This is a genomic window from Companilactobacillus futsaii JCM 17355 (genome assembly GCF_001435505.1).
GTDB lineage: Bacteria > Bacillota > Bacilli > Lactobacillales > Lactobacillaceae > Companilactobacillus > Companilactobacillus futsaii.
Map to the genome: position 1 here is coordinate 60,222 of NZ_AZDO01000137.1, position 15,684 is coordinate 75,905.

19 protein-coding genes are annotated in these 15,684 nt (G+C 35.8%); 5 read left to right on the top strand and 14 right to left on the bottom strand.

The features are described from left to right. From FC88_RS10315 to FC88_RS10335, 5 genes are all read right to left on the bottom strand, one after another. On the bottom strand, positions 1-357 hold the full coding sequence (locus FC88_RS10315; RefSeq protein WP_057815322.1) for a PqqD family peptide modification chaperone: 357 nt from the start codon (positions 355-357) through the stop codon (positions 1-3). A gap of 11 nt (positions 358-368) precedes the next feature. Then, positions 369-2,282, bottom strand: coding sequence for an OPT/YSL family transporter (locus FC88_RS10320; RefSeq protein WP_057815324.1), 1,914 nt, complete (start codon positions 2,280-2,282; stop codon positions 369-371). Positions 2,283-2,295: 13 nt separating this feature from the next. Continuing rightward, positions 2,296-3,333, bottom strand: a complete 1,038-nt coding sequence (gene tdcB / locus FC88_RS10325; RefSeq protein ID WP_057815326.1) for a bifunctional threonine ammonia-lyase/L-serine ammonia-lyase TdcB — start codon at positions 3,331-3,333, stop codon at positions 2,296-2,298. A gap of 21 nt (positions 3,334-3,354) precedes the next feature. Then, positions 3,355-4,461, bottom strand: a complete 1,107-nt coding sequence (ald, locus tag FC88_RS10330; RefSeq protein ID WP_057815328.1) for an alanine dehydrogenase — start codon at positions 4,459-4,461, stop codon at positions 3,355-3,357. A 515-nt stretch (positions 4,462-4,976) separates the two neighbouring features. After that, on the bottom strand, positions 4,977-6,380 hold the full coding sequence (locus FC88_RS10335) for a glycoside hydrolase family 1 protein (protein WP_057815330.1): 1,404 nt from the start codon (positions 6,378-6,380) through the stop codon (positions 4,977-4,979). 156 nt (positions 6,381-6,536) lie between these two features. Here FC88_RS10335 and FC88_RS10340 point away from each other — a divergent pair, with 156 nt between their 5' ends. Continuing rightward, complete coding sequence (locus tag FC88_RS10340; RefSeq protein WP_057815332.1) at positions 6,537-7,259, top strand: GntR family transcriptional regulator; 723 nt, start codon at positions 6,537-6,539, stop codon at positions 7,257-7,259. A 35-nt stretch (positions 7,260-7,294) separates the two neighbouring features. Here FC88_RS10340 and FC88_RS10345 read toward each other — a convergent pair whose 3' ends face one another. Continuing rightward, positions 7,295-8,317: an LCP family protein gene (locus FC88_RS10345; RefSeq protein ID WP_057815334.1), complete on the bottom strand. Its 1,023-nt coding sequence runs from the start codon at positions 8,315-8,317 to the stop codon at positions 7,295-7,297. 150 nt (positions 8,318-8,467) lie between these two features. On the opposite strand from FC88_RS10345, the gene FC88_RS10350 reads away from it, so the two are divergent. Continuing rightward, positions 8,468-8,956: a cysteine hydrolase family protein gene (locus FC88_RS10350; RefSeq protein WP_057815336.1), complete on the top strand. Its 489-nt coding sequence runs from the start codon at positions 8,468-8,470 to the stop codon at positions 8,954-8,956. A 35-nt stretch (positions 8,957-8,991) separates the two neighbouring features. On the opposite strand, the gene FC88_RS10355 is transcribed toward FC88_RS10350, so the two are convergent. Continuing rightward, positions 8,992-9,261 (bottom strand): hypothetical protein, encoded by a 270-nt coding sequence (locus tag FC88_RS10355; RefSeq protein WP_057815338.1) that lies wholly within the window; start codon positions 9,259-9,261, stop codon positions 8,992-8,994. Between the two features lie 110 nt (positions 9,262-9,371). Continuing rightward, entirely contained in the window at positions 9,372-9,698 is a 327-nt protein-coding gene (locus FC88_RS10360; protein WP_057815340.1) for a thioredoxin family protein, read from the bottom strand. Positions 9,699-9,860: 162 nt separating this feature from the next. Here FC88_RS10360 and FC88_RS10365 point away from each other — a divergent pair, with 162 nt between their 5' ends. Continuing rightward, positions 9,861-10,130, top strand: a complete 270-nt coding sequence (locus FC88_RS10365; protein ID WP_057815343.1) for a metal-sensing transcriptional repressor — start codon at positions 9,861-9,863, stop codon at positions 10,128-10,130. 63 nt (positions 10,131-10,193) lie between these two features. On the opposite strand, the gene FC88_RS10370 is transcribed toward FC88_RS10365, so the two are convergent. Beyond that, positions 10,194-10,886, bottom strand: coding sequence for a VIT1/CCC1 transporter family protein (locus tag FC88_RS10370; protein ID WP_149029887.1), 693 nt, complete (start codon positions 10,884-10,886; stop codon positions 10,194-10,196). A 22-nt stretch (positions 10,887-10,908) separates the two neighbouring features. Continuing rightward, positions 10,909-11,598: a VIT1/CCC1 transporter family protein gene (locus tag FC88_RS10375; protein WP_057815347.1), complete on the bottom strand. Its 690-nt coding sequence runs from the start codon at positions 11,596-11,598 to the stop codon at positions 10,909-10,911. 201 nt (positions 11,599-11,799) lie between these two features. Between FC88_RS10375 and FC88_RS10380 the strand changes: the two genes are divergently transcribed. Further along, complete coding sequence (locus FC88_RS10380; RefSeq protein WP_057815349.1) at positions 11,800-12,264, top strand: Fur family transcriptional regulator; 465 nt, start codon at positions 11,800-11,802, stop codon at positions 12,262-12,264. Continuing rightward, positions 12,257-12,679, top strand: coding sequence for an arsenate reductase/protein-tyrosine-phosphatase family protein (locus FC88_RS10385; RefSeq protein ID WP_057815350.1), 423 nt, complete (start codon positions 12,257-12,259; stop codon positions 12,677-12,679). Before FC88_RS10380 ends, FC88_RS10385 begins: the two co-directional genes overlap by 8 nt. 49 nt (positions 12,680-12,728) lie before the next feature. On the opposite strand, the gene FC88_RS10390 is transcribed toward FC88_RS10385, so the two are convergent. The 4 genes from FC88_RS10390 to FC88_RS10405 all read right to left on the bottom strand — a co-directional run bounded on the left by FC88_RS10390 (position 12,729) and on the right by FC88_RS10405 (position 15,681). Beyond that, entirely contained in the window at positions 12,729-13,532 is an 804-nt protein-coding gene (locus FC88_RS10390) for a metal ABC transporter permease (protein WP_187323377.1), read from the bottom strand. Further along, positions 13,529-14,197, bottom strand: coding sequence for a metal ABC transporter ATP-binding protein (locus FC88_RS10395; protein ID WP_057815356.1), 669 nt, complete (start codon positions 14,195-14,197; stop codon positions 13,529-13,531). Before FC88_RS10395 ends, FC88_RS10390 begins: the two co-directional genes overlap by 4 nt. Positions 14,198-14,199: 2 nt before the next feature. Next, positions 14,200-15,105: a metal ABC transporter solute-binding protein gene (locus FC88_RS10400; RefSeq protein ID WP_057815358.1), complete on the bottom strand. Its 906-nt coding sequence runs from the start codon at positions 15,103-15,105 to the stop codon at positions 14,200-14,202. A 150-nt stretch (positions 15,106-15,255) separates the two neighbouring features. Continuing rightward, entirely contained in the window at positions 15,256-15,681 is a 426-nt protein-coding gene (locus tag FC88_RS10405) for a Fur family transcriptional regulator (RefSeq protein WP_057815359.1), read from the bottom strand. Between the last annotated feature and the right edge of the window lie 3 nt (positions 15,682-15,684).

Here is a 15,684-nt window from a genome sequence, read left to right on the forward strand (position 1 = left end):
TTATGATACTCGTTCTATTAAATGATCGACACTCTCAATTTGGTTTAAAAACAAAACCAGCCTAGTGTAACGGTACTTATCGGTATCTGGAAACTTTTGTGCTAATTCTTTGCCGATTTCATAGGCATTACGATGACCGTTAATTTTCGTAAATACGAAACTACCATACTCATCCATTTCTAAATAAGTTTTTTCAGGAATATGCATGTGCAATTTACGACAGAATTTCTGAATTGGATGATTCTGCTCACGTACTATTGTAATAATGCCAGCTTTTCTTTTAAAAGAAACTGCTGGATTTTTTTGAAAAACCATCGTTTTTAAATCATCTTCAGTTAATTCTTGACGTTTTGTCATCGTGTGCCTCCTTATTTATCCGTTTTTTTAATATTTGTTAAAGGTAAAATCATTGAAATTACTAGGACTACCAAGAGAATCAATCCCATATTGTTACTACCAACAAAGCCTGTTGGTGTCTTGTCGCCTAAAACATTTGTTACGTGTAGGATGATACCGATCAAACCAATAATTGAGCCACCAGCAATTAAACCAGACGAAAGACTAACGCCACTTTGAACACGTTTGTCTCTGAGTTCTTTTTCAGCAGTGATTTTTTCAATCAATAGTTTAATTAAGGCACCAACCAAAATAATTGAAGTTGTAGAAATTGGTAGATAGAATCCTAAAGCTACTGTCATAATAGACAAACCTAACATCCAACATACGATAGCCATAACAACACCGATGATGATCATGATCCAAGGAAGATTTCCCGACATGATTCCAGTTGTCAAGGTAGCAATCAAGTTAGCTTGTGGCATACCAAATGGTGGGTTGGATCCTGTAATCTTCAACTGTGGTTCCAAGATTACTGTAGTACCAACAACAACGATAACACCAATCATAGCGGCAATCATGAAGTATCTCATCATTTCATTCTTGTTACCACCAATAACATAGCTAACTTTTTGTGTTTGCATATAAGCACCGCCGACTGAAATAGCCGTAACGATGAATACACCGAACAACAAGAGGATTTGATTGTTAGCGTTGCTAGTCCAACCAAAAATCACGAATACTAAAGTCATAATAACCAGTGAAGCAATCGTCATACCTGATACAGGAGCGTTTGAACAACCAATCGTACCAGCCAAACGAGCCGAAACGATGACGAATAGCAATGCCAAAATAAGTGATAGGATTCCGCCAACAATAGCCATTACGATATTACCGGCAATGAAGAATCCAACTACAAAGATAGCAATAACAGCAATTAACAATGACCAAATACCAAGCATATTCTTATCATCTGAAGAACTATTTTTAGCATTTAAAGTCTTCTTAATTGAAGTAACGATAACTGGAATCAATTTAACGGCACCAACGATACCACCACAAAGCATCATTCCGGCACCGATATATTTAGAATACGAACCAGCAACTTGATCAACATTCATCTGATTAACTGCTAACCCAATGTCATTCCAATCCTTAGCGTGATTTCCAGCTAATTGAGTAAAGTTTGCAATCAATGGCGTAATTGCAAAATTAGACAAGATAGAGCCCGCAAACATTGTTAAAGCAACATCTAATCCAACAACAAAACCAATTCCAGCTAACATTGGATTTACTTCAGTGGACATCTTCCAACGATAGAAAGAATTACCAATATAAGTAATCGTACTGTTGACCCAACCAAATACTTGCGTCGTCAACATCGTTAAAATTCCACCGATACCAAAACCGATACCCATGAATTTCAATGAATCACCACCGGCCTCAGAGGCTACTAAAGCTTCTGAAATAGCCATGGATTCGGGATAGACTAATTTACCATGCTCTTCAACGACCAAGTAATTCTGAACTAGTGAAGATGTCCCAATGGCAAATAAGACCGCTAAAGCACCTACTAAAACACCGGCGATAAAGTTAACTCGTCCACCAATAACGATAATAGCGGGCAAAACGTAAATCATTCCACTAGCAATGGATTCACCACCACTAGACATGCCTTGCATCAAATTCTTTCCTAAGATTCCTTTCTTCTTAGCAAAAGCTGATACAAGTCCAGAACCAATGATTGATCCCGGAATACCAGCAGCAACTGTCAACCCAGCTTTCATTCCTGAATAAGCTGTTGAAGCGGCAAAAATCACTGCCAAAATTGCACCCATGATCATAACGATAGTATTACCGCCATGATTATCTTTATCAGTCACATACGGAACATACTTCTCACCCGAAACTCCTCCGTAGGCTGATTGTGATAGGCTTTTTTTCATCTTAATGCACCCCCTAACCTACAGAATGGTTAGTCGTTACCAAAAAGTGGTCGATATTTTTTGAAACTTGTTCCAAATCGACATTGCCACCGGAAACTAAAGCAACAACTTTCTTATGATCTAACCATTTTGAATCGATTTTTTCTGCTTCCAAAGCCGCTGTTGGCAAAGCCCCTGCTCCTTCAGCAACCGTCTTAGTTCTTTGTAATAAATCCCTCATGGCTTTAGCAATTTCCTCTTCATTAACCAAAACCATTTCGTCGACTAAGTTCTTAGTAATTGGGAAAGTAATATCTCCTGGTGTGGCAACAGCTGTTCCGTCGGCTAAAGTCTTGCCTTTACTAAAAGTCATTAACTTATTAGCTTGATAAGATGCCGTCATCCCATGAACATTTTCTGATTGAACACCAACGATGTGAATATTAGGATTGAATGATTTCAAAGCCGTTGCGATTCCAGAAATCAATCCTCCACCACCGACAGGAACAATAACCGTGTCGACATCCCACATCTGATCAAGAATTTCTAGTCCAATTGAACCTTGGCCAGCAATAACATCAACGTCATTATATGGATCAACGATTTTGTATCCCTTTTTAGCAGCTTCTTCTTCCATAAATTGATGTGCTTCATCAAAATTGTCACCATGTAAGATAACTTTGGCACCATATCCCGCAGTTGCTTCTTGCTTAGCGATTGGAGCACCATGTGGCATGATAACAACTGAATCTATTCCTAAAAGATGCGATGTCAAAGCCACTCCTTGAGCATGATTACCAGCCGAAGCCGTAATAACGCCACGTGCTTTTTCAGCGTCACTTAAATGATTGATTTTGTTAAAAGCACCTCTAAATTTGAATGATCCAGTTAGTTGCATGTTTTCCAGCTTCAAATAAACTTCCCCATGCGTTACATTACGGCTTAAAAACATTGATTGAATCAACGGTGTTACTCGACCTACTTGGTGAATGGAGTGTGCTGCTGCTTCAATATCTCTCATACAAACGGGATTTTTAAAATCTTTTGAAAGTTTAATATCTTCTGCAGTCATCAACTTTTTCACCCCCTATTATTAAATTGCGTCAATTTCTGTAAAATCATAATTCAATGAATTGGCCAAACCCTTGTTAGTCACTTTACCTTGATAAATATTAATTCCAGACATCAAAGCCTCATCATCTTTGATAGCTTGGTTCAAACCTTTTTCAACAATTTCTAGCAAATAAGAAATATTGCCACTGGCTAATGCTAATGTGGCGGTTCTTGGAACGGCTCCTGGTTGATTTGGAACAGCGTAGTGAATGATCCCATCTTTGACAAAGACTGGATCTTCAATCGTCGTTGGGTGATCAATTGTTTCTACCGTCCCCCCTTGATCGATTGCTACATCAACAATTACACTACCGGGTTTCATCGATTTAACCATATCTTCAGTAACTAGTTTTGGTGGTCTAGCCCCGGGAATTAAAATTGTCGAAATGAATAGGTCAGCATTCTTGATGTATTTAGCAAGATTTTCTTCATTTGAAATAATTCCTTGATAATCCTGTCCTGCAAAATGCTTCTCTAGCCAATCTAAACGTTCTTGCTTAACTTCAAGAATACTTACGTGGCAGCCCATGTCTAAAGCTAATGTAGCAGCGTTTACAGCAGCATTGCCACCACCTAAAATCACAACGTTACCAGCTTCAACTTCCGGAGTCCCACAAAGTAAAATTCCTTGTCCGTGATGTTGTGCTTCCAAATAATAAGTTCCCATAATTACTGAACGACGACCGGCAATTGCACTCATTGGAGCCAATAATTGTAATTTATTATCTTTAACGATCGTTTCTCCACCAATAGCAGTTGTCTTAGCCTTTATCATTGCTGCAACTGTTTTTGGAGAAGATGCTAGATGTTGGAATCCCCAAACAATTTGATTTGGTTTGAAATATTGATATTCTTCTGCATCCGGTTCCTTAACCTTCACAACCAAATCTGCTTCCCAAGTCTTTGCATGACTAACAATTTGTCCGCCTGCTTCTTGATAATCTTCATTGCTAAAACCAGAACCTACTCCAGCATTTTCTTCAACTAAAACTTCAGCTCCAGCATTTACTAATTTTTGAACATTTTTTGGTGTAACTCCCACACGTCCTTCACCAGGTTTTTGTTCTTTGACAACGCCAACAATCATTATTTATTTTCCTCCTTTACCCTCAATTTCATTTTCATGTTACCGCCATCATTTACAAAAAACAATCCATTTTGTGATAATAATCACATCTTTATTTTTGAGAGATTGTGAAGTGTTTACGTTTTATAAACAAATGTATTCCTTTTATATCACTGCTTTTGAGCTGTATATTTGTAAAAATTTTTATTTTATGTATTTTATTTACTTGTCTTGTATAAATATAACTATATTTTTCACATTTAGTTTTCATAAACTATCATTTTTTATTTTCATATTAGATTTTTTCACTTTAAAAGCTTGATTTAACTCACGGATTATATTTTAAATTAAAGTCTAATTAATTTTTACTCATAATTTGCTAATTATTAATTGTATAATATGAGCAAACACTTGTTTATCGTAGCAAGTGACATGCCAGTTTAAAAATATTTCACAAAAGAAAACAAAAAGATCCTAACTAGACTTGCAGAATCTTCCTGCATTCCAGTTAGGATTTTTTGTGGATCAAAATAAATTTAAGCGTATTGAGTTCTTTCGGTTTCCAAATCGCTCAAATTTTCACCATTAGATTCTATAACTTGTTTAAGCCACCAATAACTCTTCTTTGGAATTCTTTCCATATCTTTCAAATCATGATTGGTTCGATTAATATAAACTGTTCCATAACGCTTATTCATATTGCCACTAGAACTGGGTATATCTATCAAGCCCCAGCCCAAATAGCCTAAAACTTCGACACCGTCTTCAAAAATAGCATCTTTCATTGCTTGAATGTGGTCACGCATATAATCGATTCGTTTGTCATCTTGAATTTCTTGACCATTGTATTCCTCGCTCATCCCTATGCCATTTTCAATCGGAAACATCGGTATACTGTATTCGTTGTAAACTTTAGCCAAAATGTCTCTGAAGCCGGCCGGATCAATTTGCCAACCGTATTCTGACGTTTCTAAATAAGGATTCTTTTTACTGCCATAATCCAAATACAAATTAGGTACTGTATTGACTGGTACTTTCGTCGAATCAATTGTTTCACTGCGATAATAACTAAAAGCGATAAAGTCAGAGCTCACTTGAATCAATGCCTCATCATCATTTAATTGATAATCCATCTCAATTTTATGATTTTTAACATAAGTCATCACTTCATGAGAATAACGTCCATAAATAAAGGCATCAAGTAAGTTACGATTCAAAAATTCATCAATTTTTCGAGCATATAGTACATCTTGAGGGTTAGACGTAGCTGGATAAACTTCACTGTACGCTAACATTCCACCAATTTGACAATCAGTGTGCTCATGAATAAAGTTAGCTACACCAGCATGAGCTAACATGACATGGTGACTGATTTGATATAACTCATCGATTGTTTTGTCACCTTTTAAATAGCCAGAAATATTGAAGGCTTCACTCGTATGATAAAGATTTTGTTCATTAAAGGTGATCCAATATTTAACTCGATCTCCAAATCTCTTTACCATTTCAGTACCATATCTAACGAAAGCCTTAACTACTGGACGTGACAAAAAACCATTGTACTTTTGTGCTAAGGCTAGTGGCATGTCGAAATGATACAAACAAATCATTGGTGTAATATTTCTTTTCAAAAGTGCATCGATCATCTTGTCATAAAATTCGATTCCTTTCTCATTGAAGTTGCCATTCCCCTGCGGATCGACTCTACTCCAAGAAATCTGAAATCGATAAAAATTCATACCTTGACTAGCCATTAAATTGAAATCTTCCTCAAAGCGATGATACTCGTCGATACCATCTTTCCAATCGGAAGTACCATCAGTAGCTGGTCTGACATCATAAACTGATTTGCCTTTGCCATCTAAATCCCATGCACCTTCTGTTTGCATACTAGACGTAGAATTTCCCCAGAAAAAATCCTTTGGTAACTTGCTTGTCATAATCATTCCGCCTCTCTGATTGAATACGCTTTCATCATATCACAAAAAGTGTTAATGTAAATAACAAATAGCTAATAAGTATATACTTTTAAAATTAAAAGAAATTTATTCTTATTCATGATAAACTTAAGCATGAATAATTAGGGAGATAATGTTATGGCTTACAAATACAAAGAAGTTGCTAATTCTTTACGCGAAGCAATTAAATCTGGTAAATATGAACCTGGGGAAGGTTTGCCCGATCAAAATCAAATTGCTAAAAATTTTAATACCACTCGTATCACCGTCCATAAAGCACTCCAACTATTGATGGTCGAAGGAATGATTTATTCTAAACGTGGTGCGGGAACTTTTGTCAGAAAAGATTACGTTGCTGATGACCACAGCAAATTTGGAAAAGTCTCCCCTATCGATAAACCTTTTGGAGCTACCAAAACTAATGCTGGTAAGTCAGTTACTAGTAAGGTTTTGGAATTATCCGCTCGCATTCCGACTAAAGATGAAGCTGACAAACTACTCATCAAACCAACCGAACCAGTGTACGTAATTAGACGGGTGCGTTATGTTAATGGCGTAGTTTTTGCCTATGAGAACACCATCATGCCGACTGCTATTACCACATTAACTGAAGATATTCTCAAGAAATCGATTTACGGTCATATGCAAAAAGAAGGTATGACAATTGAAGGAACTCATCGAATCATTTCTGCGGACAAAGCTAGTCAAATTGATGTTGAAACCGGCATTGCTCAAGAACTCGGCGAACCAGTTTTGGTTATCAATCAATTAAGTTATTTGGAAGATGGTCAACCATTTGAAATCTCTGAGTCTCGCTTCCCTTATAAGACTAGCCGATTGACAGCCGATATAACTTTATAATTTCACACAAAAAGCGCACATAAAAGTGCGCTTTTTTAGTACGTATTATTAGTATAGAAAGTTTTATCTAAACCAAATGTGTTGTAATCTGTATCATCTTCATTTTCGAAGAAAGTTTTATTTTTGGCATTCAATTGCGTTTCAGTATTATCCAAGGTTTGAGTTGATAAGCCTAAATTAGTACGTAATTGATTTGAAGCTTGCTGCATTGTTTCTGTTGGTAAGATTTGATAAGAACTACCATTGATCCAAGCATTGCGGCCTTGAAGTTGATTGAAGTCCATCGTCTTGCCACTGTTATGATATTTCAAAATAATCTGATCTATTTGACTAGTAGTTAAATCAGTACTGATATCACTGCCTAGATCTTTAATTAAATTAGGTAACTTAGTTAGGTATTTAGGTTGCTCAAGTTTTTTAACTACCGCCCTTAAAATTTGTTGCTGACGAATTTGACGACCATAATCGCCACGGGGATCTTGATAACGCATTCTAGCGTACGTTAGAGCTTGCTTACCATTCAAATGATGCGTTCCCTTAGGAATCGTAATTCCATCAAAGGAAACTTTCAAATCACTAGTTACAGTTACGCCACCAACGAAATCGACTGTTTTTTCCAAAGCTTCCATATTGATTGCCACATGATAATCGACTGGAACTCCCAGTAAACTACCTACTGTGTTTTTAGCCATTTTTGATAAGCCAATATTGTAAGCTGCATTAATTTTTTGGACATTCTTTTCCTTGTCGCCAATCATTTCGGCTAGAGCATCACGTGGAATGGAGTAAGCAACCGTCTTTTTATTTTTGGGGTTCAAAGTTAACAACATCATGGTATCAGAATTACCACGATCGACACGACCATCAGTTCCTGTATCTGCCCCCAATAGCAAAATAGAAAATGGTTTGCCGTTATTTATTTTACTAGAAACACTTTTCTTATTAGTATTTAGAGAATTAAGTGATTGCTGTGTATGATATACAAAAACTCCTCCCGCACCTAAAATCGCTAGTAGAAATACACCAAAAATTATTGAAACTATTTTTAACTTTTTCATTTTTATATCCTATATATTTTCATCTCCCCATTATAAAAGCAAATAAACTTCATTATCAAATTTTTAAGAACATTTTCTCAAAATATCGCTTTCATAAATTGAACTGAAATGATAATCTCAACTTATAAGAGTATCTTAGGGGGAATTAAAATGTCAGAATTAGCTGATGCTTTGATCGTAATTGATATGCAAAAAGCTCTACAATACAGTTATAATTTCAATGGTTTGATTCACAGCATCAATGATCGAATTTCTCTATATCGTCAAGCTAATTTGCCAATAATTTTTATTCAACACAATGACCAAGATGTCGTCCGGGGTAGTGATCTATGGCAATTATCAGGGAAACTAGACAAACAAAAAGAAGACATAGTGGTTGAAAAATTTCATCCGAATGCCTTCTATCAAACTAATTTAAATAAAGTCTTAATGAATCATAATATTCATACGATCGAACTCTGTGGAGCTCAAACTGAATACTGTTGCAATGCCACAATCGTCATGGCACACGGCCTTGGCTACAAAATCCTAATGGGACACGATATGACGACTACCTTTGATAATGACTACATGATTGCTGAAGATACTATTTCTTTCTTTGAAAACATTTGGAATCAACGTTTCGTTACTTTTCAATAAAAAAATAAAAAAGCCGACTCTTTTCGGCTCTTCTATTATGCGTAAGTTACGCCACTGTGAACTAATTCATACCCATTCAAATTTAGTTTGCCTAATACGTGATTGATAACTTTATCTGGAAAACTACCATCCAACTTGTACGCTAAATAAAACTTTGAAGAATCATCCGATGCAATCCAACGTCCTAACTGCGCCAATTCAGAATAAATTTTTGGATCAAAATCAACCGACCTGCCAAAGTCGATGGTGATGATTTCTCCTTCAAACCAACTGATATATTTCAACGTTCTGGGTAAAGTAGCCATGTGTAATCATCCCTTCTGAAGAATTTTGTGACCGTTTTCACAGATAAATATAACACCTTTTGAAGGCAAAAAAATATCCGATACCAAAAAAGTATCGGATATTGTAATTTTTACATATACTTCTCTAAAGCCATGCGGAATTTCTCTTCTGGCTGATAACCAACCATACGTCCTACAACGTTACCATCTTTCTTGATGATAAATGTTGGGATACCTTGGATACCGAAGTTATTAGGAGTATCAGGATTGTGATCAACATTCATTGAAGTAAACTTGATCTTATCGCCCAATTCATCTTTAGCAGATAACTTTTCCAAAATTGGATTCATCATCTTACATGGAGGACACCAGTCAGCGTTAAAATCTGTAATAACTAGTCCCTTACTTGTCTCGTCGTTGAATGTCTTATCTGATAACTCAGTAATGTTTGCCATCATTCAATCTCCTTCTCATATTTCTTATGTACACAATATACCCCCTAGGGTAAAATCATGCAACTATTTTGTTTTAGCAATATCTTTAAGATTAAAAAAGCAATTATTTGCGACCCGTTACCCTTATGGGTATAATTATCTAAATAAATCATTTGGGAGGAAATTATGTCTCAAACACCCGAAGAAATTGCCAGCAAAAAAATAACTAGTCGTTTAAAACGTTCACGTGGCCAACTTGATGCCGTATTGAGAATGATGGATGATGACAAACCCTGTGATCAGGTTTTAATGCAATTATCCGCCGTTAAGTCTAGTGTTGATAAAGCAATGAAACTAGTTATCGCTCAAAATATTCGTAAGAATTCTAATTGCACCGATGAAAAACAACTTGAGGAATTACAAAAGTCATTGGATTTGATGCTGAAAACTAAATAATCTCATTAGAATGTCGATTTATCCGCATTCTAATGAGATTTTTTATTGAAATATTTGATTTTTTTAAAGCATTAAACCAACTGAATAGTGAATTGCCATAGTAACTAATCCAACAATGACATTTCTGATAATGGCTGTTTTAACTAAACCATCACCTAATTTGGCACTCAAGAAACCTGTCAAAGCAACTGACAAAGTAACGGCTAAAATTGTACCAGGCCACTTAATAGCGTTTGGCAACAACGTCATCGCTACCAATGGGAAAATACCACCTGAAGCAGCAGAAACTAGTGATGAAAACGCAGCATCCCAAGGATTCATATAATGTCCTAATTGCAAATCATATTTGACTCGGACGACTGTTCCTAAGGCATCTTGTTCCATTAGTTCTTTAGCAATCTTTTCAGCAGTAGCTTGCTTAACTCCACGATCAACATAAAAGTCAGCTACAACATCTAGTTCATCTTGATAATTTGTTTTGATCAATTCACGTTCTTTTTCAATCGCAGCTCTTTCAGTATCCTTTTGAGAGCTAACTGAAGCATATTCTCCAGAAGCCATTGAAAAAGCACATGCAAGTAAATCTGATAATCCGGCAATAAAAATTGTGAAGGTGTTCGTTGTCGCTACGGCAACTGAGAACAAAACACCAACGACAGTTAAAATACCATCATTTGATCCTAGAACTCCGGCACGAAGAGTATTAGAACGTTCGGCCATGGTTTTCTTTTGTTTCTTAGGTTTAGACATTGTCATAGATTTCACCGTTTCTCACTCCTTAATGTGCAAATAACGATCCAATTAAATAAGTTACCAACATCGTCAATAATCCAGAAACGATATTTCTCAAAACAGCTTTGCCACGATTGGCACCACCTAAAGCTGCGGCTGTATAACCAGTAATAGCTAAAGCTATCATGACGGCGATAACTGTCGCAAACAACTTGATACTTTGAGGAAACATCGTAATTGAAACTAGTGGCAAAATTGAACCAGTTGGGAATGAAATCATCGAAGCCATCGCTGCAGCAATCGCACTAGTCTTTTCTTTGGGATTAAAACCATACTTCTCACGAACTGCCACATCCAACGGATCATCGCTCATCATTTCTTTAGTGGCCTGAGTAGCTAATTCATTAGAAATTCCAGTTGCTTGGTATTTATTACGAATGAAATCAAATTCATCATCGTAATGTCCATCTAGAGCTGCAGATTCTTTTTCAATAGCTCGTTTTTCGGAATCACTTTGGGTACTAACGGATACCCACTCACCCATTGCCATCGAAACGGTACCAGCTAACATTCCAGCAATACCTGATAGAAAAATAGCATGATTATTACTTTGAGCACTAGCAACACCGACAACAATACCGGCAATTGAAATAATTCCATCATTAGCGCCCATTACACTGGCACGCATAACATTGATTTTTTCGGCTAAACTTTGTTTTTTCTTTGCTTTAGGCATGATGCTCACTCCTTAATTTGTTGTTACATTGGAATGGTTCTCATCTGTTAACGACTACATAATAACGCAGGAGCTCTAAAAAGTAAACGAAATACCACCTTAAAACGTTTTCAAAGTTTTTAAAAGTTTTCTTTGGTATTCTCTCTAGTTTCGTCATATAATTACATTGAAATGATTCTAAGGTAGAAAGGAAGATTGCTCATGGCTAGTAATGCTGTAATGGAAGAAACACTACAAGTCCTAAAAGATCATAAACTCAGGGTTACTCCACAACGGCACATTATTTTGGCATATCTAGTTAGTCATCATAATCATCCTACCGTTGAAACGATTCGTGATGGACTCAGTAAAGATTTACCTAATATTGGAGCATCTACGATTTATAATACGCTAAACACTTTTGTTGACCATCATTTAGTTGTTGAACTACAAAATGGAGACGGAAGTACACATTATGATTACTTCGGTACGCCCCACTATCACGCTATTTGTACGAATTGTGGACGGATTGTAGACGTTACGTATCCTGGATTTAGCGACACTGAAAAAAATCTAGAAAAAAAGACCGCTGAAATTTCCGGTTACATGATTTCTGGTAATCATATGGAAGTCTACGGTCTATGCCCTGAATGTCAAATCAAGTTAGGAATTAAGAAAAATGACTAAGAGTATTTATTTTTTGTGTAGTGGCAACGCTTGTCGTAGTCAAATTGCTGAAGGATACGCTAAACAATATTTACCCGATTGGAACGTCCAAAGTGCTGGTGTCAGAGTTGATGGCTTGAATCCTTGGGCCGTCAAAACTATGGCCGAAGACAACGTCGATATTTCCCAACAATATTCCAAATTGATCGACGATGATTTTCTCAATCAAGCTACAATTGTAATTACCCTCTGTGGTGAGGCTCGTGACAAATGTATTATTCCTCAAAGCACACGTTGGTTGCATTGGCCTATCAATGACCCTGCTCTGGCAACCGGCAATGATGAAGAAATTGCAGCTGCTTTTAGAGCTTCACGAGAAGATATCAAACAACGAATTATTCAATTAGCTGAATATGTAAAAAAACAATCTAAGTAATATCAAAAAGCCCTGCTAGGCAATCTAGTAGGGCTTTTTTGTACAAATATTAATGATTTAATTTCCAATTTTTATAAGTTAAACCACAGAAATAAGCTAAAACTTCAAAACTAGAGATAAAGAAAGTTACTGGCCAGTTGGTGACAAAGGCTAGATACAAGCCCAACCAAACGCCAACTAACGACAAGCCAACCGAAACCATTAATAATTTAGGAATCGTATGAACTAAATACTTAGCTGTGGCACCTGGTAACGTCAATAACACGAAGACTAACAGTGAACCAACGATTTGGGCACCGATACTGACGCTCAAAGCCAAAGTCACTAAAAAAGCAATCGACAATAAGCGAGTTTTCAAACCTGCCGCCCGAGCTCCAATATGATCAAAGGAATCAAACGACAATGGCTTATAAAAAATTATAAAAACAGCAATTACTACTACCGCCAAAATCACTAACTGTTGAACTTCTTTAGCACTAATTCCTACGATACTACCAAATAAGATATTAGTTGCATAACTACTAGATTCAGAAGACAGTGATAAGAAAAGAATTCCTAAACCAATGAATAATGAAGAAATAGCACTGATAGACGCTTCTCTTCTAGAACTTTCTGAACTCAAACTACCAACAGCTATTGAACTCACAATCGTAAATAAAATCATCCCTGCTAAAGGAGAAATCCCAACCAAAATTCCAAATGATGCTCCAGCAAAGCCGATTTCTGACAGTGTATGAGAAAGAAAGGACATATTTCTAGAAACCACAAATACACCAACGATACCAGCCGTAATTGCAATGAAAGTACTAGCAATAAAAGCTTGGCGCATAAATTCATATTCAAACATTTTTATCCCTCCATCTCAAACATTTTTTCTGAAATATGACTGATAGGAACTTCTTTCAAAGTTTTATTTTGGAAGAAAAGTGCCTTAGTCGTATATTTCTTTGTCAATTCATAATCATGAGTAATAAAAATGACTGTAAGTTGATATTTTTTATTTAATTCTGCCACCAAGTCCATCAACTGCATTTTGACTTCAACATCCAAACTGGCGGTCGATTCATCTAAAATTAAAATCTTAGGATCATTCAATAATGCTTGTGCCAAATAGGCTTTTTGTTTTTCACCACCAGAAGCTAATCCCAACGGACGATCCTTCAAAGCAGTTAATCCCGTTTTTTTCAAAATTTCTTGAATCAATTGATCATTCGCACGACGTTTCGTTGGACTAAGTGTAAATTTCAAATTAAGTCGGATGAAGGCTTCCATGCTCAATGGATAATCATTGTCGATGTTTCGAAATTGCGGTACATAACCGATTGTTTGCTTGTGATCTAATTTCAATTCGCCACTAGTTTTTGGTTCCAAACCCATAAGTATTTTGACTAAAGTGGTTTTTCCGGATCCATTAGGTCCAATCAGACTTAAAAAATCGCCCTGATTTATTTTAAAATTCACATCTTGAAAAACTAATTGATTTCCAAAACGTTTAGTTAAATTCTTTGCTTCAATCAAAATTATTTTTCACCTTGTAATATCTTATTCATTGCTCGATATTGTGACGACATCCATTGGGTGTAAGTCTTATCTTTTGGCAATGTTTCTGTAACTTTAAGAACTGGAATATCGTTCTTCTTTGCTAAATCAACTAAATTATTAACAATCTTACTATCTGTCTGTGTGTTTAAGACAAAGAAAGCAATTTTTTTAGCTTTAATGTTATCTTGCATAGTCTTAATGGTTTGTGGAGTTGGATCAGTCCCATCTTCCACAGCTTTTTCGAATTCTTTATTACCTATTTTGAAGCCAGTAGCTTTAATTGAGTAATCAAAAACAGGTTCACTGACATAAACTTCCTTGTTAGTTACATTTTTAGAAGCTGTCTCAAGTTTTGATAATTCATTTTTAACCGGTTTTAATGAGGCAATGTAATTTTTAGCATTTTGTTGAAAATACTTTTTATTCTTAGGCTGTTGCTTAGATAATTCATCCGCTAAATACTGTGCATATTTAGGCATTGTTTGAGGATTGTACCAAATGTGAGGATTATCGCCAGTTTTTTTGTTCATGATATCTTCACCGATTTTGATATACGTTCCATCTTGCTTATCTAATTTATTCATCCATGAATCGTATCCCAAGCCGTTAGCAAACGTAACGTTTGCTTTACTAACGATTTGAGCAGTCTTAGTTGTTGGTTCAAAGTCATGCGGATCAACAGCAGGGTTGCTGATAATAGAAGTAACGCTACCTTTTTTACCAACTATTTTTTTTGCCACTTCACCGTAAAAATCAGTCGTTGTGACGATATTTAATTTGTCTGAAGAAGTACTAGTCTTTTTATTATTAGTACATCCCGCTAAAACTACGACAAAAATTAATCCTAAAATAATTCCAATAAATTTTTTCCCTTTAGAAAACATAAATTTCTCCTTAAACAATAAAAGTTACTATTTAACCCTAAACTAATGTTCTTAAAAAGTAAATGATAAATTTTACTATTTAACATCTTTCTATAAATAACAAAATAAATAACCTCGCAAAAATGCTCTTCACATTCTTACGAGATTTTTCTATTCAGCCTTCAATTTCTTAGTACAATCGGCACAAAGGCCATAAACTTCCAAGGCATGTCCTTCAACTGTATAGCCTGGTAATTGATCAGTAAAAAACTTTATTGGACAAGCTTTTAATTCAGTGACTTTGCCACAATTTTTGCAAACAAAATGATGATGATGTTGATGCTCAAAATCACATTGATACTTCACTAATGTCTTATCTTTTTCTTGATATTCAACTAAGCCGATTTCTTCAAACTCTTTTAAATTGCGATAAATTGTGTTGTTACTTATCCCCGGATACAAAGACCGCATGTAATCAGCAATATCGTTGATCGATACGTATTGGACAGTAAACTTATTGAGAAATTCCAATAAATCCTTACGTTGCTTAGTTACTTTATAATGATTTTTTTTCAAAACCTCAATTGCTTTTTCCACTTA